General features: G+C 69.4%; 19 protein-coding genes. 9 read left to right on the top strand and 10 right to left on the bottom strand.

The features are described from left to right. Positions 1–23: 23 nt before the first annotated feature. From A9A59_RS10780 to tilS, 7 genes are read left to right on the top strand one after another with little or no spacing between them, the layout of a single operon-like run. Positions 24–437 (top strand): cobalamin B12-binding domain-containing protein, encoded by a 414-nt coding sequence (locus A9A59_RS10780; protein WP_098504273.1) that lies wholly within the window; start codon positions 24–26, stop codon positions 435–437. Position 438: 1 nt separating this feature from the next. Beyond that, positions 439–1,380: a methylmalonyl Co-A mutase-associated GTPase MeaB gene (gene meaB / locus A9A59_RS10775; protein WP_098504272.1), complete on the top strand. Its 942-nt coding sequence runs from the start codon at positions 439–441 to the stop codon at positions 1,378–1,380. Positions 1,381–1,408: 28 nt separating this feature from the next. After that, positions 1,409–2,101, top strand: coding sequence for a TIGR03936 family radical SAM-associated protein (locus A9A59_RS10770; protein WP_165772671.1), 693 nt, complete (start codon positions 1,409–1,411; stop codon positions 2,099–2,101). Continuing rightward, positions 2,074–2,604, top strand: a complete 531-nt coding sequence (locus A9A59_RS10765) for a GNAT family N-acetyltransferase (RefSeq protein ID WP_098504270.1) — start codon at positions 2,074–2,076, stop codon at positions 2,602–2,604. Before A9A59_RS10770 ends, A9A59_RS10765 begins: the two co-directional genes overlap by 28 nt. Then, positions 2,601–3,245 carry a histidine phosphatase family protein gene (locus A9A59_RS10760; RefSeq protein WP_098504269.1) on the top strand — a complete coding sequence of 215 codons (645 nt, stop codon included), beginning with the start codon at positions 2,601–2,603 and terminating at the stop codon, positions 3,243–3,245. The genes A9A59_RS10765 and A9A59_RS10760 overlap by 4 nt, the downstream gene beginning before the upstream one ends. 4 nt (positions 3,246–3,249) lie before the next feature. Further along, positions 3,250–3,594 (top strand): FtsB family cell division protein, encoded by a 345-nt coding sequence (locus A9A59_RS10755; RefSeq protein ID WP_098504268.1) that lies wholly within the window; start codon positions 3,250–3,252, stop codon positions 3,592–3,594. Further along, a complete protein-coding gene (gene tilS, locus A9A59_RS10750; RefSeq protein ID WP_165772670.1) occupies positions 3,518–5,050 on the top strand; it encodes a tRNA lysidine(34) synthetase TilS in 1,533 nt (510 codons plus the stop codon). The genes A9A59_RS10755 and tilS overlap by 77 nt, the downstream gene beginning before the upstream one ends. Here tilS and A9A59_RS10745 read toward each other — a convergent pair. The 4 genes from A9A59_RS10745 to A9A59_RS10730 all read right to left on the bottom strand — a co-directional run bounded on the left by A9A59_RS10745 (position 5,013) and on the right by A9A59_RS10730 (position 9,231). Further along, positions 5,013–5,963: an LLM class flavin-dependent oxidoreductase gene (locus tag A9A59_RS10745; protein WP_098504266.1), complete on the bottom strand. Its 951-nt coding sequence runs from the start codon at positions 5,961–5,963 to the stop codon at positions 5,013–5,015. The two genes, tilS and A9A59_RS10745, sit on opposite strands and share 38 nt — an antisense overlap. A 21-nt stretch (positions 5,964–5,984) precedes the next feature. After that, positions 5,985–6,752 carry a 3'(2'),5'-bisphosphate nucleotidase CysQ gene (locus tag A9A59_RS10740; protein WP_165772669.1) on the bottom strand — a complete coding sequence of 256 codons (768 nt, stop codon included), beginning with the start codon at positions 6,750–6,752 and terminating at the stop codon, positions 5,985–5,987. Positions 6,753–6,786: 34 nt separating this feature from the next. Next, positions 6,787–7,692: an LLM class flavin-dependent oxidoreductase gene (locus A9A59_RS10735; RefSeq protein WP_098504264.1), complete on the bottom strand. Its 906-nt coding sequence runs from the start codon at positions 7,690–7,692 to the stop codon at positions 6,787–6,789. A 72-nt stretch (positions 7,693–7,764) separates the two neighbouring features. Then, a complete protein-coding gene (locus A9A59_RS10730) occupies positions 7,765–9,231 on the bottom strand; it encodes an N-acyl-D-amino-acid deacylase family protein (RefSeq protein ID WP_165772668.1) in 1,467 nt (488 codons plus the stop codon). Positions 9,232–9,302: 71 nt separating this feature from the next. Between A9A59_RS10730 and A9A59_RS10725 the strand changes: the two genes are divergently transcribed. Continuing rightward, positions 9,303–11,378 (top strand): thioredoxin domain-containing protein, encoded by a 2,076-nt coding sequence (locus A9A59_RS10725; RefSeq protein ID WP_098504262.1) that lies wholly within the window; start codon positions 9,303–9,305, stop codon positions 11,376–11,378. 10 nt (positions 11,379–11,388) lie between these two features. On the opposite strand, the gene A9A59_RS10720 is transcribed toward A9A59_RS10725, so the two are convergent. From A9A59_RS10720 to A9A59_RS10705, 4 genes are all read right to left on the bottom strand, one after another. Continuing rightward, on the bottom strand, positions 11,389–12,135 hold the full coding sequence (locus A9A59_RS10720; RefSeq protein WP_098504261.1) for an acetoacetate decarboxylase family protein: 747 nt from the start codon (positions 12,133–12,135) through the stop codon (positions 11,389–11,391). Then, positions 12,135–13,247 carry an LLM class flavin-dependent oxidoreductase gene (locus tag A9A59_RS10715; protein ID WP_098504260.1) on the bottom strand — a complete coding sequence of 371 codons (1,113 nt, stop codon included), beginning with the start codon at positions 13,245–13,247 and terminating at the stop codon, positions 12,135–12,137. Before A9A59_RS10715 ends, A9A59_RS10720 begins: the two co-directional genes overlap by 1 nt. Before the next feature lie 86 nt (positions 13,248–13,333). Continuing rightward, positions 13,334–14,023, bottom strand: a complete 690-nt coding sequence (locus tag A9A59_RS10710) for a hypothetical protein (RefSeq protein ID WP_133117600.1) — start codon at positions 14,021–14,023, stop codon at positions 13,334–13,336. 1 nt (position 14,024) lies between these two features. Then, positions 14,025–14,888 carry a DegV family protein gene (locus A9A59_RS10705; RefSeq protein ID WP_165772667.1) on the bottom strand — a complete coding sequence of 288 codons (864 nt, stop codon included), beginning with the start codon at positions 14,886–14,888 and terminating at the stop codon, positions 14,025–14,027. Positions 14,889–14,967: 79 nt separating this feature from the next. Here A9A59_RS10705 and A9A59_RS10700 point away from each other — a divergent pair, with 79 nt between their 5' ends. After that, positions 14,968–16,137 carry an LLM class flavin-dependent oxidoreductase gene (locus tag A9A59_RS10700; RefSeq protein WP_098504257.1) on the top strand — a complete coding sequence of 390 codons (1,170 nt, stop codon included), beginning with the start codon at positions 14,968–14,970 and terminating at the stop codon, positions 16,135–16,137. 10 nt (positions 16,138–16,147) lie between these two features. Here the strand turns inward: A9A59_RS10700 and A9A59_RS10695 are convergent, their stop codons facing one another. After that, the gene (locus A9A59_RS10695) at positions 16,148–17,296 is read right to left on the bottom strand and encodes an acyl-CoA dehydrogenase family protein (protein WP_098504256.1); all 1,149 of its coding nucleotides are present in this window, start codon (positions 17,294–17,296) and stop codon (positions 16,148–16,150) included. Positions 17,297–17,331: 35 nt separating this feature from the next. Beyond that, positions 17,332–19,128: an acyclic terpene utilization AtuA family protein gene (locus A9A59_RS10690; protein ID WP_098504255.1), complete on the bottom strand. Its 1,797-nt coding sequence runs from the start codon at positions 19,126–19,128 to the stop codon at positions 17,332–17,334. Between the last annotated feature and the right edge of the window lie 2 nt (positions 19,129–19,130).

Below are 19,130 nucleotides of genomic sequence, written 5' to 3'. Positions count from 1 at the left end.
TCACCAACGCCCCGGGGGAAGCCATGTCGACAGCAACCGCCACCGACAAGATCCGTGTCCTCATCGCCAAGCCCGGCCTCGACGGCCACGACCGCGGCGCGAAGGTCGTCGCCCGCGCCCTCCGCGATGGCGGCTGCGAAGTCATCTACACCGGCATCCGCCAGACCCCAGAAATGATCGCCGAAGCCGCCCTCCAGGAAGACGTCGATGTCGTCGGCCTCTCCATCCTCTCCGGTGCGCACCTCGAGCTCTTTCCCCGCGTCGTCGAGGAGTTGAAGAAGCGCGGCCTCGACGACGTCCTCCTCTTCTGCGGGGGCATCATCCCCGAAGAAGACACCGAGGCCCTCCAGAAGCTCGGCTTCAAGGCGATCTTCCGGCCCGGTACCAACACCCAGGACATCGTCAAGTTCGTCTACGACAACGTGAAGAAGAAGTAACGTGGACGAACTGGTCCAGCGCTTCCTCGCGGGCGACCGCCGCGCGCTCGCCCGCATCATCACCCGCGTTGAAAACGGCACCCTCGAAGGGCGCGACTACGTCCGTGCCCTCTTCCCCCACTCCGGGCGCGCCCACATCGTCGGCATCACCGGCGGCGCAGGCTCCGGCAAGAGCACACTGACCGGCGCGCTCACCGCCGAACTCCGCCGGCGGGGGCGCACCGTCGCGATCATCGCCGTCGACCCCTCCAGCCCGTTCACCCACGGCGCCCTGCTCGGCGACCGCATCCGCATGCAGGACGTCACCATGGACCCGGGCGTCTACATGCGCTCCATGGCCGGCCGCGGCGCCCTCGGCGGTCTCGCCCCGGCCATCGCCGATGTTGTCGCCGTCGTCGACGCCTTCGGGTTCGACTACATCATCGTCGAGACCATCGGCGCCGGCCAGGACGAGGTCGAAATCGCCGGCACCGCCATGACAACGGTCCTCGTCAACAACCCGGGCACCGGCGACGACATCCAGGCGCTCAAAGCCGGCATCATCGAAATCGCCGACATCCTCGTCGTCAACAAGGCCGACCACCCCGGTGCCGATATCCTCGTCAGCCAGCTCCAGGCCCTCCTCGCCCTCTCCCCCGCTGACCAGCGGCGGCCGCCCATCCTCAAAACCATCGCCACCCGCGGTGAAGGGATGGCGCAGCTCGCCGACGCCATCGATGAGCATCGCGCCTACCTCGAGCAGACCGGCCAGCTCGCGGCCCACCGCTCCGAAGATGCCCGCCATCAGCTCCTCGCCATCACGCAGCAGCTGATCCTCGACGAGATCCGGCGCGCTGCCCCCGAGGCCGTCATCGAAACGCTCACCGGCCGCATCGCAAGCCGCGAACTCGACCCCCACACCGCCGCCGAAGAGCTCGCCGCCCTCGTCCTCCCCCGCGGGTGAGCAGTCCGCCCGTGCTACCATCGGCGGTGTGAGCAGTCAGCAGCGCATCCGCACCTGGTTCCGCAAAGGCGAGCGCGTCCGCTACATCTCCCACCTCGACGTCCTGCGCTTTTGGGAGCGCGCCATCCGTCGCGCCGGTCTCCCGCTCTCCTACTCACAGGGCTTTACGCCCCATCCCAAACTGGCATTCGCCTCGCCGCTGCCCCTTGGCTTCACCGCCGAGCGCGAAGTCATGGATGTCCACCTCGACGAGCGCGTCGACCCCGCCGAGTTCCACGCGCGCCTTGCCGCCCAGGCTACCGGCGACCTCGCCGTCGTCGCCGTCCGCGAGGTTCCCCTCGCGGCGCCCCAGCCCCAGGCCGCGATGCTCTGGTCCGATTACCGCGCGGCAGTGCCCGGCCTTGACCCCGCCGAGGCCCGCGCCCGCATCGAGGCGTTCCTCGCCCTGCCCGCCTTCGAATGGCGCGAGGAGCGTGGCGAACGCGAGCGCACCTACGACCTCCGCGCCGCCACCGCCTGGCTCACCGCCCGCCCGATCGACGGCGGCGCCGAGCTCGCCATGCGCCTGCGTACCGACCAGAACATAACCGCCCGCCCGGAGGCTATACTGGCGGCGCTCTTCCCCGGCTTCGAGCCGCAGAGCTACGTGCGCACCGGCATCATCCTCGATGAACGGTCGCCAGCGAGGGAGCTATGGCGTCGCTACGGCCAGTACCTCTGACCACCTGCGAAATCCGGCCGGCAACGCCCGCCGATGCCCCTGAGCTCTATCTGCTCTGGCAGCGCGTCCGCGAACATAATGCCCGGCTCGACCCCCGCGTCGTGCTCGCTCCCGTCGCGCCCGACCAGTTCGCCACCGCGCTCGAACGCCAGCTCAACCGCGGCGCAGCCACCGTGTTCGTCGCTGCCGACCGCACCCGGCTCGCTGGTTTCGTCTCCGGCGCCATCGAAACCGCCAGCGCTGACCGTCTCCCCGAGCGGCACGCCACGATTGGCTACCTCTGGGTCGAGCCTGGTTACCGGCGGCGCGGCCTCGGCCGCGCACTCGTGGATGCCGTGGCGCGCTGGGCCGCCGGGTACGACGGGGTCCGCCACTTCGAAATGCCGGTTCTTGCCGCAGATGCGGAGGCTGCCCGCTTCTGGGAAGCGCTCGGCTTCCGTCCGTTCATTACGCGCCTGTGGGCGCCGCTGGCGCGCGAACCGGATGACGGCGGTGCGCCATGAGCCTCGTCTATCTCGTCCGCCACGGCGAAACCGACCACAACGCCCAGGAACGCGGCCTTGGGCGCGCCGATGTCCCCCTCTCCGAACGCGGCCTGGAGCAGGCGAAGCTCATCGCTGCCCGGTTCGCACGCGTGCCCCTCGATGCCGTCCTCAGCAGCCCCCTCCAGCGCGCGCTGGTCATCGCGCGGGCCATTGCCGAACAGCACGCCCTCGCCGTCGATATCCGCCCGGAGCTTACGGAGCTGGACGTCGGCGAAACTGAGGGCCTGGCTTACGCCGAAATCCGCGCCCGCTTTCCCGACTTCTACGCCGCCTGGACTGGTGACGACCCGGTCCACGTTCCCATGCCCGGCGGCGAGTCCATCGCCGCGCTGGCGGAGCGCCTCGCGCCGCTCGCTCGCGACCTCCTCGATGGTCCCGACCGCGTCATCGTGGTCGTTTCGCACAATTTCACCCTGCGCGTCCTGGTCTGCCTCCTGCTCAGCATCCACATCGCCAGCTTCCGGAACTTCCGGCTCGACCTCGGCTCCATCACGACTATCTCCATCCAGCATGGCCGGGCCGCTATCCAGGCGCTCAACGACGTCTGCCATCTCGACGCCTTGAACCTTTCGCCGGCCGCGCGTAGCGTCTCCAGCTGAGCTTATGCCGCCGCTCATCTTCCTCAGCCGCTCCCGCCTCATCATCGTGGCCAGTCTGCTTATCGGGAGCTACTTCGTCTACACCGCCGCGCTGGGCGCCTACCGCGCTCAGCAGCTCGGCGAGGCCCGCGCCCAGGCTGAGCGCCAGCTGCGCGAACTCGAAGAGCAAAAAGCCTACCTCGAAGCGGTCCGGGCCTACGTCGCCTCCGATGTCTACGTCGAACAGGAGGCCCGCCGCCGCTACGGTTACATCCGCGAAGGAGAAATCCCGTTTGTCGTCATCAGCCCGCCGGCCGCCGAAGAAGAGCAGCCCGCCGGCCCCTGGTGGCAGCGGCTCTTCCCGCGCTGACGAACCCCCCGCCGGCGCCTGGTCCCCCTTCCCGGGCGCTGCTGCCCCACGACACAACGCTGATGGGCCCCCGCCCGGCGTCCGCCGTGTCCTCCGCACGGTCGAACGGTTTGCCCGCGATGAGCGCCTCTTCCGCGGCCGTCGCCGCCTCCTCGTCGCCGTCTCCGGTGGCCCCGATTCCGTCGCCTGCCTCCACCTTCTGCTCGCCCTCCGCGAAACCTTCGGCCTCGAACTGAAAGTCGCTCACTTTGACCACCAGCTGCGTCCCGGCTCCTCCGAGGACCTCCAGTTCGTTCGCGCCCATGCTGCCGCCCTCGGCCTCGAGGCGATTACCGGCGAAGGTCCCGTCCGCGAGGTCGCTGCCCGCCAGCGCCGCGGCATTGAAGAGGCCGCGCGGCTCATGCGCTACCAGTTCCTCGCCTTCGCCGCCGAAAAAGAAGGGTGCGACGCTGTCGTTACCGGCCACACCGCTGATGACCAGGCCGAAACCGTCCTCCTCCACCTGCTTCGCGGGAGCGGCGTCCGCGGCATCCGCGGCATGCTCCCCGCTGCCCCCATCCCGGGCGCCCCTGGCCGCATGCTCCTCCGTCCCCTGCTCTGCCTCCGTCGTGAAGACACCGCTGCAGTCTGCCGTGAACTCGGCCTCGAACCGCGCCTCGACGAATCGAACCGCGACCCTGCCCACACCCGGAACCGCATCCGCACAGAACTCCTCCCGGCGGCAGCCCGGTTCAACCCGTCCATCGCCGACGCCCTCCTCGGCCTTGCCGAGAGCGCCCGGGAAGCCTTCGAGCTGCTCGAAAGGCGCTCGTTCGAGGCCCGCGCCGCCGCGCGGGCGCCCGTCGGGGCTATCTATGACCTCGCCGCGCTGGCCGACCTCCCCGCCGAATCCCTCCTCCTCGTCATCGAGCGCGAGGCCGCCTTCTTCCACCTCGAGCCCGAGGTCAACCGCACTCGCGTCCGCAATCTCCGCGATGTCCTCCGGCGCGGCTCCGGCCAGGTTGCCTTCGGCGACACGGTCGTGGAGGTTTCAGCCGGCCGCGTGCGCATCGGTCCCCGCCTCGAACCGGTTGAACCGATCGCGCCGGTCATTCTCGACGTCCCGGGGAGCCGCCGCGTCGGCCCCTGGCGTGTCGATGTCCTGACGTCGCCCCCCGTCGCAGACCCCGCCGCCGCGGTCGCGCCGCTCTCCACCGGGGTGCTGCGCGGCGCGCTCCGTGCACGCACCCTGGCTCCCGGCGACACACTCACCTGGCGCGGGCTCCGACGCAAACTCTCTGACCTGCTCATCAACGAGAAGGTTCCCGCGTGGGAGCGTCCCGGGTCGGTTGTTATCGCCGACGCCGAAGGCCCGGTCGCCGTGTTCACAGCCAGCCAGGTCTTCGTCCGCGATGCCCCCGGCCCGCCTGACCTCTGGGTCAGGCTCGCGGCCCTGCCGCGGCCGGCCGCGCCGTAGCGAACCGCGGCACCACCTCTTCGAGCATCCGCGTCGTCTGAGCCATCAGGTCGGCGTCATCCGACGCAATCGGCCGCACCACAAACTTCGAAATGCCGGCTGCGATGAACTCCTCGACTCGCCGCGCGATGTCGTCGGCCGACCCAACGGCTACCAGCCCCGCCGGGTCCACGACGCCCGGCAGGCGCGCCAGCCCCGCAAGCTGCCGCTGCACCGGCGGGTCATCCGGCGAACCGAACCGGTAGGAAAAGCCGGCGCCGTAGTGGTCCTCATCAATCGCCCGGCCGTACTCAGCGGCCTTCTCCCGGATCGCCCGGACGATAGGGGCAACCTGTGCCGGGGTCTGCAGCCCTGCCAGCCAGCCGGTGCCGATCCGCGCCGTCCGCCGGATCGCCGCTTCCGAGCTGCCGCCAATCCACAGCGGTAACGGCTGCTGCACCGGCCGCGGACTGATGGCGGCGTCAACGTACCGGTAGTGCTTCCCTTCGAAGGTCACCCGTTCCTCGCTCCACAGCCGCGCCATCAGCTCGAGCGCCTCGTCGGCCTGTTCGCCCCGGCCGCGGGGGTCCCGCCCCGTGGCGCGCCACTCCGGCGCCCGCTCGTCGCCCGCCCCGAAGACCGGCAGCAACCGCCCCCCGCTGAGGAAGTCCAGCGTGGCGCACTCTTTCGCCAGCACCAGTGGGTCGCGGAACGGAACGATGACGGCGTTCATCCCCGCTTTCAGCCGCTTCGTTCTGCCGAGCGCCATCCCGATGGCGGCCATCGGCTCAAGTGTCGGGGTGTGCGAGACCAGCCGCTCGCTGAACCACACCGAGTCCGCGCCCTGCTCCTCCAGAAGGTCAATCCACGCGTGATATGCCCCCACCGACGAAAACGGGAACCCGGCCACTCCGAAGCCGATGCCGATGCCCATGTCTGCCTCCCTCGCAACGCCTTACTCTCGCACGAACTGCGCGAAGAAGCGGGTCAGCCGCGCGTGCAGCCCCGGCTCGGCAGCCAGGAGCCCGCGCACGACCGGCCGCGGCTGATTGAACGTCAGCGGGTCGCCGAGGACCCCGGTGACGCGCAGCCCCGCCGCCCGGCACAGCGCAACGCCCGCCGCGACATCCCATTCCGCCCGCCCGAATCCCGTGAGCGTTGCATTCCCCTCTCCCCGGGCGAGCAGCGCCAGGCGGTAGGCCACGCTCCCCACGGGGCGCACAAGCGTTCCCTCCGGGAGCGGCGGCAGGTCGTCCCACGCGTGCTCGCCCCGGCCAACGAGCGCCTCGAACGGCTGCCCGGTCGGCTCCGTCGGCGGGCGCTCTTCCGCTCCGCAGCAGGCCGCCGCGAACAGCTCACCCGTGGCCGGGTTGTGCACCACGCCCAGCACTGGCTCGCTGCCGACGACCAGCGCGATGGACACCGCAAACTCCGGAATGCCCTGCAGGAACTCCCGCGTGCCGTCGATCGGGTCCACGACCCACGTTCGCGCGGCCCGGAGCCGGGCTGGCGAATCCCGGTGCTCCTCGCTCAGCCATCCGTCGCCCGGGAACGCGCCGAGCAGCCGCCGCTCGAGCAGCGCCGCCGCCTCGAGGTCTGCCTCGGAGACGAGTTCGCGGCCCGCCTTCCGGCCGTACCGGACCCCCGACCGGCGCAGCCGTTCGATGACTGCCCCTGCCTCCAGCGCTGCCTCCCGGGCTGCCTCCAGCTCGCGCTCGTACACACCGTCCATTCTAGGGACGGCCGCGGCCGCAGGCTCAGGCGAAGGCAGCGAACAGTTCCTCGAACGCCTTCACCTGCCCGCCCTTCGTCGACGAAGGGACGACAATCGGCGTCTTCACCCCGGCTGCGTACCACTGCTCCAGCCCCTCGAACACCTGCTTCCGTGTGCCGAACAGCGTGCAGTCTGCAAGCCAGCGGTCGCTCATAAGGCCGGGCAGCGCTTCCCGGTCGCCGCGCGCCAGCGCTGCCTCTATCGCCTCCATCTCCTCAACGTAGCCCGCTTCCTTCCAGTAGTTCCGGTAGTTCGGGAGCATCACATAGCCTGTCAGAACCCGCCTCATCACGTTCGCCGCCGCTGCCGGGTCCTCGTCGTCGATGCACATCGGGATCATGTCGCCGATGAAGAAGTCGCCCTCTCGCTTCTCCTGCGGGATGTGGGAGAGCGACTCCGGCATATGCGAACGGGCAGCGTTCGCCCACACCGCGCCCTCCGCGATCTCCACCGCGAGCTCAACCATCTTCTTCCGCAGCGTCGCCAGCACAATCGGCGGGAGCGGCCCTACCTGCGGCGCAGCGGCCCGCATCGCCTCCACGTACCGGCGCATATCGCTCAGCGGCTTCCCGGTCTTCACGCCGATGCGCTGGTTGGCCGGCTCGTGGCTCACCCCGATGCCGAGATAGAACCGACCGTCGCCGATTTCGTGGATGTACGCTGCCGACTGCGCAAGGTCGAACGGCACGCGGTAGTAGATCGGGATAATTGAAGTTCCGAATTTGATCGTCGACGTGGCGTGGGCGATCGAGAGGCACAGCCCCATCCCGTCTCCAAAGCTGGCGCAGTAAATCCCCGCGAACCCGGCAGCTTCGAGCTGCTTTGCGGTCTCGACGGTCCATTTGCGGCGGCCGACCGCCGCGGCAAGCGCTACCGCTGGCTTCTGCATATGTCTCTGCTCCTCAACAACGAAGTCGTGCCCGCGACTATACGGAACGCCGGCCTTACCGGCCTGCCGCCGTCAGGCTTCCCGCCGGTAGCGCAGCATCCGCCCCGCACCCGCGCCGGTGTGCACGCCATCCTCGTACGCCACCTGCCCGTTCACCACCACCATGCGAATCCCTTGAGGCTCCTGTTTTGGCGCCGCATAGGTAGCCCGGTCTTCGATGGTGGCCGCGTCGAAGAGCACAAGGTCGGCGAACCACCCCTCGGCAACCCGGCCTCGCCCGGCGATGCCGAACCGCTCGCACGGCGCCGAGGTCATCTTCCGGACCGCCTCCTCGAGCGGCACCACACCCCGTTCCCGGACATACCTGGCGAGCACCCGGGGCATCGTCCCGAACAGCCGGGGGTGCGGGTTCCCCTTCAGCACCGGGATGCCGTCCGAGCCGATGAACACCCGCGGGTGGCGGAGGTTCGTCTCGATGTCCGCCTCATCGATGATGAAGTGGATGCAGATGACTTCCCGGCCCCGCGGGCTCGTGAGAATTTCCCGCACCGCTTCTTCGACCGTCCACCCGCGCCCGGCCGCGATCTCCGGCACCATCCGCCCCTCGAACTCCGGGTAGTCGGGGCAGGTCGCAATCATCACGCCCTCTGCCCACTCCCGGTCGATAGCCGACAGGTTCACGTACTGCCACATCGGCCCGCTTCCTGCCGTGTACGGGTAGACGTCCAGCGTCACGCTCGTCCCCGACGCGTGGGCCGCATCAGCCTTCGCCAGCGACGCGGCCACCCGGCCCCAGTTTCGCCGCCCCGCTGCCTTGTGATGGGAAATGTGCAGCCCGACCCCGGCCTCCCGCGCGATAGCAATCGCCTCGTCGACTGCCTCGAGCAGCCGGTCGCCCTCGTTCCGCATATGCGTCACGTAGAGGCCGCCGTACGGCGCTGCCTCCGCGGCGAGCGCAACGATCTCCTCCGTTGCTGCATATCTCCCCGGTTCGTAAATCAGCCCGGTGGAAAGGCCGGCTGCTCCCTGCTCCATCGCCCGCGCGACGTGACCCCGCATCTTGGCCAGCTCGTCAGCGGTAGGCGCCCGCCGCTCCAACCCCATGACATGGGCCCGCACCCGGTTGTGCCCGACCAGCATCAGGTTGTTGATCGCCGGCCGCTTCGCCATGCATGCGGCGAAGTAGCTTTCGAGGTCCGTCCAGCTCGACCCCGGCCCCGAGATGTCGCCCGGCATGTACTCCCGGCCCGGCTCGTTCGGCACGGTACTGAAGCCGCAGTTACCGCTGACGTCGGTGGTCACGCCCTGCGCCACCTTGAACGCCATATCCGGGTGGCGGAGAAATGCCCCGTCGTCGTGCGAGTGCGTGTCGATGAACCCCGGGCAGAGCACCAGACCCCGCGCGTCGACCTCGCGGGCCCCGGGCGGAGCACCTCCCACCGCGGCAATCCGGTCGCCCTCCACAGCCACGTCGGCAACAAAGCCCGGCGCGCCGCTTCCGTCGATGACCGTCGCCTCCCGGAACACCAGTTCAGCCATGCGCGGCATTCTGCCCCGCCGGCGTTCCCCTGTCGACAGCGCGCCGCGCCCCAATCCTGTACCGTGGAGCTATGCCGAATCGCCTCGCCAACGAAAGCAGCCCCTACCTCCGTCAGCACGCCGACAACCCCGTCGATTGGTACCCGTGGGGCAGCGAGGCGTTCGAACGCGCCCGCGCCGAAGACAAGCCGATCCTGCTCTCCGTCGGGTACAGCTCCTGCCACTGGTGCCACGTGATGGCGCACGAGTCGTTCGAGAACCCCGCCATCGCGGAGCTGATGAACCGCTACTTCGTCAACATCAAGGTCGACCGGGAAGAGCGTCCCGACATCGATGCGGTCTACATGGCTGCGGTCCAGGCCATCTCCGGCCAGGGCGGCTGGCCCATGACCGTCTTCCTTACACCCGATGGCCAGCCCTTCTACGCCGGCACCTACTTCCCGCCCGAGGATGCCCACGGCCGGCCCGGGTTTCCCCGCGTCCTCCAGTTCCTCGCCGAAAAGTGGCAGACCGACCGCCAGCGCATCCTCGAATCCGCAGCCGGCCTGACCGAGCACCTCCGCGCTGCAGCCGCCCGCAGGGCCGGGCCCGGCGACGGCATCGCCCCGTCGACCACAGCCCGCGCCGTCGAAGCCTTCGCCGAAAGCTTCGACACCACCTGGGGCGGCTTCGGCTCGGCCCCGAAGTTCCCCTCCCCCTCCAACCTCGAATTCCTCCTTGCGTACGCCGTCGCCCACCCCGAGACCGAACAGGGCCGGGCCGCCGGCGCCATGGCCCTCCACACCCTCCGCGCCATGGCCACCGGCGGCATGTACGACCAGGTCAGCGGCGGCTTCGCCCGTTACAGCGTTGACGACCGCTGGGTGGTGCCGCACTTCGAGAAGATGCTCTACGACAACGCCCAGCTGGCGCGCGTCTACCTCCACGGCTACCAGCTCACCGGCGATGGCGGTTTCGCCCGCGTCGTCCACGAGACACTGGAGTTCCTCCTCCACGAGATGCAGGACCCTGAAGGTGGCTTCTACGCCGCGCTCGATGCCGACAGCGAAGGTATCGAGGGCAAGTACTACCTCTGGACCGTCGCCGAACTGGAACAGGTGCTCGGCGACGACGCACCGCTCGCTATCGCCTGGTACGGCGTCACCCCCGAGGGCAACTTCTTCGACCCGCACCACCCCGAGCTGACGGGCCGAAACGTCCTCACCGCCCGCCCTGACATCGAAGACCTCGAGCGGCGCTTCGGTCTCAGCCAGGACGAGATCCTCGACCGTATCGAAACCATCCAGGAGCGCCTCTTCTACGCGCGCCAGGAGCGGGTGCCGCCGGGCCTCGACGACAAGGTGCTCACGAACTGGAACGGCCTCGCGCTCGCCGCGTTCGCAGAGGCAGCGCGCGTACTCGGCGAACCCGCATACGGTATCGCCGCCACCCGCCTCGCTGAGTTCCTTCACCGCAACGCCTGGCGCGACGGCGTCCTCTATCACACCTGGAAAGCCGGCGAAGCCCGCGTCCCCGGCCTCCTCGAAGACTACGTCTACCTCGGCCTCGGCCTCGTCGAGCTGTTCAAAACGACCGGCGAGCTGCGCTGGCTCGACTGGTCACGCGAGCTCTGGGAGGCGGCCCTCGCCCGCTTCCGCGACGCGGAGACGGGCACATTCTTTGACACCGCCAGCGACGCCGAGCAGCTCATCGTCCGCCAGCGCAGCTTCTTCGATGCTGCGACGCCCTCTGGCAACGGCGCCGCAGCCCTCCTTGGGCTCTGGCTCGGCCGCTACTTCGGCCCGGCCGAATGGGAGCGCGTCGTCGAGGACGTCGCCGCCGCCGTCGCCGACCATCTCCTCCGGGCGGTCCCCGGTTTTGGCACCATCCTCCACGCCATTGAGTTCGCCCTGGCGCCGCACCGCGAAGTCGTCATCGTCGGCGAGCCGGCAGCCCGCACGCCCTTCGAGGAGGTCGTCGCTGCCCGCTACCTCCCGTTCACGGTCATCGCCCCGACCTCCGACGCCCTCGGGCTGCCGCTGTTCGAAGGCCGCGAGCCGACCGGGCAGCCCCTCGCCTACGTCTGCGAAAACATGGCCTGCCTTGCCCCGGCGCGCACTCCGGCCGAGCTTGAAGCGCAACTCGGGCCCGCACCCGCCTTCGACTGATGCGCCGCGGCTAGAACCGCTCGACCGCCGCCAGCGGCGGCTTCGCCGGGTCGACCAGGTATCGCAGTTCCGGCATCGCCACATCGGCCACCGCGAGCGACGCGCTCACCGGCCAGTACGGCTCCGCGCCCGGCAGTGCGAACGCCTCGGCGTCGAAGGCCAGCAGCTCCGGCATCCCACGGTCCGCGCTGTGGAACTGGTACTCCGGGTCCACCTGGATGAGCCGCGGCACCGCCTGGCCGCCCCGTTCGACCCGCGCCGTGTTGAGCGTGGCCAGGTACTGGATGTCGCTCCCGCTGATCGCCTCGGGATCAACGAGGTGTGCCTCCAGCACCGTCCGCTCCCCGATGCGCACCGTTCCCCACGACCGGTCGTACCGCTTCGCCAGCACCACTTCGGCAGGGTGGACCGGGTAGCCCCAGCGCGCGGCCAGCGCCTCGCAGGCCGCCGGCGAGTCGCAGTAAGCGCGCACGGAGAGCGCCCGCGGCCGCGCGCCCGACCGGCATCCCACCTTGGCTTCGGCGAGGGTAAACGGGCCGACCGGGCTCTCCGGCGCCCGCATCACCGTAACGACCAGCGTCGGCGGGATGGTCGGGTGCAGCGCCGGCGGGAGGAGGCTCGTCATCGCCCCCTGCTCAATCTCGTACATCACCTGCAGAATCATCGCCCTTGGCAGGACCCACGGCTCCCCGCCGGGTTGGCTGAGCAGCGGCCCATGCTCGAAGTCGGTTGTCGGCCGGGTTCCAACAAGCGGCATCAGTTCCCTCCCCCGACGGCCGCCGGAGAAGCAGCCGGCTTCTCAGCAAACTTCGGCATGACCTCCTTCGCGAACAGCCGCAGGCTGGCCAGCACCTCCTCCTGCGGCACCGTCTCAATCGCGTTGAGCAGGAAGTTGATGCGGTCGACGCCCACCGACTCCCACTTCTTGATGACCTCGATGATTCGGTCCGGGTTGCCGATGCAGAGTCCCTCGGGAATCTGCCCCTCCGGCGCGCTCGTGGCCTCCCGCCGGAGCGCGGGCAGCAGCCCGAGGTTCGGGTACGAGCGGGTCGGGTAGGCCTGTCGCGCCGCCAGCAGCTGCTCGGCCAGGTAGTTGAACGTCCCGGCCAGCCGCTGCCCCGTCTTCGCCCCGTACTCGTTGTCCTCGTGACAGAACAGGAAATTCACTGTGTTCACCTGCTCGTTCACAAACGAACCCACCGGGTCGCAGTACTTGATGCGCCTCCGGTACTCGGCAATCTTCTTCTCCTGCTCGGCGAAGCCCCCGAACGTCAGCCCGAGGCTCCCCATCCCGCGGTCGGCGGCATCGAGCTCGGTGCCGGGGCTCGTCACGGCCACCCACATCGGCGGATGCGGCTTCTGCAGCGGCTTCGGCAGCACCGCCCGCTGCGGCATGCTGAACGCCCGGCCCTGGTAGCCGAACCGCTCCTCGGTCCACATCTTCGGGATGATCCGCACCCACTCGTCCCAGGTCTTCTTCGTCTCGTCGGGGTCGGCGCCCATCCCGCCCAGCTCCGTCCACGTCGCCGAGCGGCCTGTCCCGAACTCCAGCCGCCCGCCAGAAACGATGTCCATCGTCGCGGCAACCTCTGCCGCCTTGATCGGGTTATTGAACTCGGGCACACAGACGACAATCCCCCGCCCGATACGGATGTTCTTCGTGACCATCGCGCACGCCGTCAGGAATACCTCCGGCGCCGAGCAGTGCGAATACTCCTCCAGGAAGTGGTGCTCAACGGCCCACACCTGGTCGAACCCCAGCTCATCCGCGAGCTTCACCTGCTCGAGGCAGTTCTGGTACACCTCGTATTCGGTGGTCGGTCCCCACGGCCGGGGCACCGAAATCTCGTAGAAGATGCCGAACTTCATTTCCTGGGCTCCCTTCTCCTGCTGGCTGCCCGCCCTGGCGGGCGGAATCTAGCACACCGGCGCCTGCCCTGCGCGCCGCACATGCCCTATCCGATCAGCACCGGCGCGGGCACCGCAGCCGGCCCGACCCGAAGCACACCCTCCACCGCGCACGCCGAGATCGGCAGCAGCGAGCGGAGCTGCCGCCACGGGCTCGACCGGTCGGCTGATGGCCCCGGTGCGAACGTCGCCCCTTTCGAGAGACGTGCCGCCGTGGCCCGCACCTCCACCAGCGCCTCGGCCAGGGCCGTTCCTCCGTTGTTCGGCGCATACACGACCCAGCCGTCCCACCGGAGCATCGCCGGCTCGATTGCGTATGGCGCAGGGAGGCGCGCCTCGGCGAGGACGCCCTCGGCTGTCGTCACCGCGATCACCAGCCCGCCGCTCTCAGCGTCCATGCGCACGTCGCCGGCCCGGGCTGGCCCTGCCAGCGCCGGCAGCGCCGACCCATCCGCGGTTACCGCCTCGACCAGGACATTCCGCGGCATCATCCGGAACCTCCCGCCCAGCGCGAGCGCTGCGAACCGCAGCGGCCGGCCCCCGCTCGTGCCCTCCACGGCGAGCAGCCGCCCGTAACACGGGATCGGCCGTGTCACGTCCGTCGGCATCCACCGCATCGCCGCATCCCGGTCGACCTCGAACGTCACCTGCACCCACCGTCCGGCGATTTCCAGTGGCCCTGCCTCGAACGGCATCGGTGCAAGTCCATCAATAGCGCGCAGTCCGCGGTCAGGCATCTCAGTCCCCTCCTGCGCCCGCCGGCGCAACCCCAATGGCGACCGCCCCAGGCCCGACGACCGCCCCAATCGCCATCGAAAGCTCCGTCACAATCAGCCGCTCCACCCGGTGCTCCCGCCGGAGCCGGTCGGCCGCCTCCTCGGCGATGCCCGGCGCGGCCGCATGCGCCACCACGGCATGGAGCGGCACCCCGCCGGACCGCTGGCCCACCCGGCGCACCGCCTCGGCCAGCGCTTCTTCGTGGCACCCGCCGCGGGCAATCCCGGTCACCCGCGTGCCGACCCGCAGCACCGGGATATCCTCGTCGAGGTCGCCAAGTTTCTCCTCGACCAGCGCCAGCCGCCCCGATTCCGCGAGCCACCGGGTGCTCTCAGGCACGACCAGCGCATCCGCCAGCGGCTCCAGCGCTTCAGCCAGCCCGAGGAGCGCATCGAGGTCCGCCGCCGCAGCTGCCTGCTCCGCGAGGGCCACGAGCAACGCGCCAAGCCCGGCATGGCCGACGCCCGGGTTCGAGATCTTGATGCGCGCTGACGGCAGGTCGTCCTGCACCGTCAGCATCGCCGCCGAGGCCGTCGTGAAGCTCGGGCTCACATCGAACGGGGTCACAAGGCAGAGAATTGACGCCCCGGCCGCTGCGGCTGGTCGAAATACCTCGAGGTAGGCCGCCTCGGGCGGCGCGAACGTCCGCGGCAGCCGGGCGCCTGCACGGATGTGCTCATACGCCTCGCGCCATGCACGCTCGTCGTCAACATGTCGCTCGTCCTGGAACGCGAAGCTTCCACGCGCCACCGCGATGCCCAGCTCCGCCGCGGCCTCGTCCCCGAGGCAGGCCGCGGAGTCGGTGACCAGCTGAACCCTTGCCACAGGCACCCCCGTCGCGGACTGGCAGAATGCTAGCAGAATCGTTAGCCTTCGGCTCACGACCTTGCCGGGTGGGTGCCCCATGAAATTCGGGATCTTCTACGAACACTCTGTCCTCAAGCCCTGGGACGACCGCTCGGAATACCGCGTCCTCCAGCAGGCGGTGGAGCAGGTCGTGCTCGCCGACCAGCTCGGCTTCGACCAGGTCTGGGAGGTCGAACACCACTTCCTCGAGGAGTACTCCCACTCCTCCGCGCCCGAGGTCTTTCTTTCGTACTGCGCGGCGAAGACGACGAACATCCGCTTCGGGCACGGCATCGCCCTCATGCTCCCGCCAATCAACCACCCGGCCCGCGTGGCTGAGCGCGCTGCGACCCTGGACCTCCTCAGCGGCGGCCGCCTTGAATTCGGGACCGGCCGCTCCGCTACCTGGACTGAGCTGGCGGCCTTCGGCTGCGAGCCCGACCTCACCAAAGAGATGTGGGACGAGTGCACCCGCGCCGTCGTGAAAATGTGGACGACCGACAACTTTTCCTGGAACGGCCGCCACTTCAAAATGCCCCAGCGAAACGTCATCCCCAAGCCCCTCCAGAAACCCCATCCGCCTCTCTGGGTCGCTGTCCAGTCGCCCGAGACCGCCGTCCAGGCCGGCGAACGGGGCATGGGCATGCTCGGCGTCACGCTCGGCGCACCACTCGACTACCAGCAGATGGTGAGGGATTACCGACGCGCGGTCCGCACCTGCGAGCCCATTGGCGAAACTGTCAACGAACAGGTTAACGGCGTCGCCTTCATGTACTGCGACGAAGATGATGCCCGGGCGAAGGCGATCGGCGGCATGGCGGCGCTCCAGTTCGGCGTCCGGGCGGCGCACCTCGTCGGCGTCGGCGGCATCTACCCGTCGCCCGCCTACCACGCCCACGCGAGCGCCGCACCGCTCCGCAACCGCCCCGGCGATGTGGTCGGGCCGGTGCGTGAAGGCACCCCCATCGGCGACCCGAAGGCCTGCATCGAAGCACTCAAGTGGTGGGAAGAGGTGGGCGTCGACCGGATGGTCTTCCTCATCAACACGGGCGAGACCATCCCGCAGGAGCAGGTGCTCAACAGCCTCCGCCTCTTTGCCCGGGAGGTCATGCCCGAGTTCACCCGCCGGGAACGCGCCGAAGCACAGAAGGCGGCCGAGGCGGCTGCCCGCGAAGCAGCGCTCCGGGCCGCCGCCGGCGTCCCCCCTTCCGGCGGGCCGGGCTCATGATCGCCCGCTGTTATACCTCGAGCCCTTCGGTTTTCACGAGGACGCGCAGCATCACCTCGTCGGCTCCACCGCCGATGCCGAGGAGCCGGCTGTCCCGGAAGTAGCGGCTGGTCCACATCTCCTCCATGTAGCCCGCCCCGCCATGGAACTGCAGGCAGGTATCCGCCACCCGCCGCACCAGCCGGCCTGCCTTGAACTTCGCCATCGTCGCCAGCCGGGTCACATTCTCCCCTGCGACCACGCCCTCGGCCGCCGCGTAGGCCAGCTGCCGCAGCGATTCAATCTCTACCTGCAACTCAGCGAGGGTGTACTGGATGTACTGCATCCCCAGCAGCGGCCCGCCGAACGCCTTCCGCTCCCGGAGATACGCGGCCGTCCGCTCCATCGCCCGCTGCAGCCCGCCCAGCGCCGTGTACACCGCAATCAGCCGCTCCTTCTGGAACTGCTCCATCTGCAGGTAGAACCCCTGACCTTCTTCGCCGATTCGGTTGGTGACCGGTACGCGGACGTCGTCGAAGACCAGCTCGGCCGTGTCCGACGAATGGTTGCCCAGCTTCCGCAGCTTCCGTGCCACGCGGAAACCGGGGCGGTCGGTCGGCACAATGATGAGCGACATTCCCCGGTATCCCGCCTCCGGCGACGTACGCGCCAGAAGTGTCAGGAAGTCGGCCTGCGTTCCGTTCGTGATGTAGATCTTGCTGCCGCTGATGACGTACTCGTCGCCGTCACGGCGTGCTGTTGTCTTGATGCTCGCCACGTCGGAGCCGGCGTCCGGCTCCGTCACCGCAATCGAAGCCACCAGCTCGCCCCGCAGCGCCGGCTCCAGGTACGCCTTCTTCAGTTCGTGCGAACCGTGCTTCGCCAGCGCGGGCGTCGCCATGTCGGTTTGCACGTTGATCGCCATCGGCACGCCACCGCAGTCAGCCCTCCCGAGCTCCTCACCGAGCACCACCGTGTACCAGTGGTCGGCGCCGCCGCCGCCGTAGGCCGGGTCATACTCCACTCCAAGCAATCCAAGGCTCCCGGCCTTCCGGAACAGCTCATGAGCGGGGAATGTCCCGGCCGCCTCCCACTCATCGGCGTACGGGTTGATCTCCTTCTCGACGAACTCGCGGACCGTCTGGCGGAATAACTGGTGTTCGGCGGTGAAGCGCGCCATCGCAGGTGGACCTCCTCCGATTTTCGAAGCGTGTGTCAGGCGTTCCGGCTGGCTGCCGGCTCGGGGACGTCGGCGAGCAGCCGCGCCGGCAGCTCCACCACCCGAGCGCGCAGATACTCGCCGAGGCTCTTCGCCTGCGGGTCCTGCCGCGTCGATGCCGCGACCCCCTCCCCGAGCAGCCCGTGAATCACGAAATTTATCGCCCGCAGGTTCGGTAGCAGTACGCGGGTGACCCGGAGCGGCCGCGCCTCCGGAATCAGGTCGCGCAGCCGGTCCTCCGTCAGGAACTCCGCCAGCCACGCGTAGCCGGCGTCGCTGCGCGCCCATACCCCGACGTTCGCATTTCCGCCCTTGTCCCCCGACCGCGCGCCGAAGACGAGCCCCAGCGGCACCCGCACGGTCGGGCCGCGCGGAGCGCGCACCGGCGCCGGCGCCCCAACCAGGGCGGACGCTTCCCCTGAAGGGGGCTGCGTCACCGGGATGGTGCGCCCGTCGTCGGTCACCACCACCTCCTGTACCTCCGAGCGCGGGACGAGCGCCGGCCAGTACACCCCGTAGGCATCTTCGGATCCCGGCGGCGCGGTGACATAAAAGCCGGGATAGTTCGCCAGCGCCAGCTCGATCGCCGCGTTCGAAAACGCCCGCCCCACCTTTGCCGGGTCGCGGTCCTTCACCGTCACCCGCAGCATCGCGCTGGCAAGCTCGTTCGATGGCGGGTCGGGCCGGTCCGTGCGGACCAGCTGGACATCCACCTGTTCGAACGCCTCGCGCCCGCCGATGCCCGCAAAGAGCGACCGCAGCGCAAGGTCCGCTTTCTCCTCGATGTCCAGTCCCGTCAGCACAAACGTGACCGAGTTCCGGTACCCTCCGACGTAGTTGATGCAGACCTTGGTGGTCGCCGGCGCGGGTTCGCCCCGGGTCCCCCACACCCGTACGCGGTCACGTCCTTCCTGCTCCAGCCGGATCGTGTCGAAGCGGGTCACGACATCCGGGTTCAGGTACCGTGCCTCGCCGATTTCGTAGAGGAGCTGCGCCGTAACGGTCCCAACGGAGACCAGCCCTCCGGTGCCCGGGTGCTTCGTGATCACGCTCGACCCGTCCTCGGCCACCTCGGCAATGGGGAAGCCCGGGTGCTCGAGCCCCGGCACCTCCTGGAAGAAGGCGTAGTTGCCGCCCGTCGCCTGCGCCCCGCACTCGATGATGTGCCCCGCCGCGACGGCTCCCGCCAGGCGGTCCCAGTCGTCCCGCTTCCAGCCGTACCACCAGGCCGCCGGCCCAACCACGAGCGAAGCATCGGTCACCCGCGGGCAAATGACGATGTCGGCGCCCGCCTCCAGCGCCTCAACAATGCCCCAGGCGCCCAGGTACGCGTTGGCGGCCACTGGCTGAATCCCCGCCTCGCGCAGCGGCTGCCCCGTATCCATGTGCGCGAGCGGCTCCCGCTCCAGCAGCGACGGCAGACGCGGCAGAAGGTCGTCCCCCTCGATGTGCATGACCCTTGCCTGCAGCCCCAGCCGGTCGCAGATTTGCCGGACCCGCATCGCCATGCCCGCCGGGTTCAGCCCGCCGGCGTTCGTAACGATCCGGATGCCCCGTTCGAGGCAGGTCCCAAGCACCTCCTCCAGCTGCCGGAGAAAGGTCGCGGCGTACCCCGCGTTCGGGTCCTTCTGCCGCGCCTTCCAGAGGATAAGGAGCGTCAGCTCCGCAAGGTAGTCGCCCGTCAGGAAATCGATCGGGCCGCCCTCGACCATCTCCCGGGCCGCCGACAGCCGGTCTCCGTAGAACCCGGAACAGTTCGCGATACGAGCCGGTGCTTCCCCACGTTGCCGCATAC

Source organism: Tepidiforma thermophila, assembly GCF_002563855.1.
Taxonomy (GTDB): Bacteria; Chloroflexota; Dehalococcoidia; order Tepidiformales; family Tepidiformaceae; genus Tepidiforma; species Tepidiforma thermophila.
This window is presented reverse-complemented; position numbering and strand designations above follow the sequence as displayed.

Bases quoted from the DNA above. Each gene is read 5' to 3' on its own strand.
- A9A59_RS10780 (WP_098504273.1), top strand. From the start codon at position 24: ATGTCGACAGCAACCGCCACCGACAAGATCCGTGTCCTCATCGCCAAG.
- A9A59_RS10765 (WP_098504270.1), top strand. From the start codon at position 2,074: ATGGCGTCGCTACGGCCAGTACCTCTGACCACCTGCGAAATCCGGCCG.
- A9A59_RS10760 (WP_098504269.1), top strand. From the start codon at position 2,601: ATGAGCCTCGTCTATCTCGTCCGCCACGGCGAAACCGACCACAACGCC.
- A9A59_RS10755 (WP_098504268.1), top strand. From the start codon at position 3,250: ATGCCGCCGCTCATCTTCCTCAGCCGCTCCCGCCTCATCATCGTGGCC.
- A9A59_RS10745 (WP_098504266.1), bottom strand. From the start codon at position 5,963: ATGGGCATCGGCATCGGCTTCGGAGTGGCCGGGTTCCCGTTTTCGTCG.
- A9A59_RS10735 (WP_098504264.1), bottom strand. From the start codon at position 7,692: ATGCAGAAGCCAGCGGTAGCGCTTGCCGCGGCGGTCGGCCGCCGCAAA.
- A9A59_RS10730 (WP_165772668.1), bottom strand. From the start codon at position 9,231: ATGGCTGAACTGGTGTTCCGGGAGGCGACGGTCATCGACGGAAGCGGC.
- A9A59_RS10725 (WP_098504262.1), top strand. From the start codon at position 9,303: ATGCCGAATCGCCTCGCCAACGAAAGCAGCCCCTACCTCCGTCAGCAC.
- A9A59_RS10720 (WP_098504261.1), bottom strand. From the start codon at position 12,135: ATGCCGCTTGTTGGAACCCGGCCGACAACCGACTTCGAGCATGGGCCG.
- A9A59_RS10715 (WP_098504260.1), bottom strand. From the start codon at position 13,247: ATGAAGTTCGGCATCTTCTACGAGATTTCGGTGCCCCGGCCGTGGGGA.
- A9A59_RS10710 (WP_133117600.1), bottom strand. From the start codon at position 14,023: ATGCCTGACCGCGGACTGCGCGCTATTGATGGACTTGCACCGATGCCG.
- A9A59_RS10700 (WP_098504257.1), top strand. From the start codon at position 14,968: ATGAAATTCGGGATCTTCTACGAACACTCTGTCCTCAAGCCCTGGGAC.
- A9A59_RS10695 (WP_098504256.1), bottom strand. From the start codon at position 17,296: ATGGCGCGCTTCACCGCCGAACACCAGTTATTCCGCCAGACGGTCCGC.
- A9A59_RS10690 (WP_098504255.1), bottom strand. From the start codon at position 19,128: ATGCGGCAACGTGGGGAAGCACCGGCTCGTATCGCGAACTGTTCCGGG.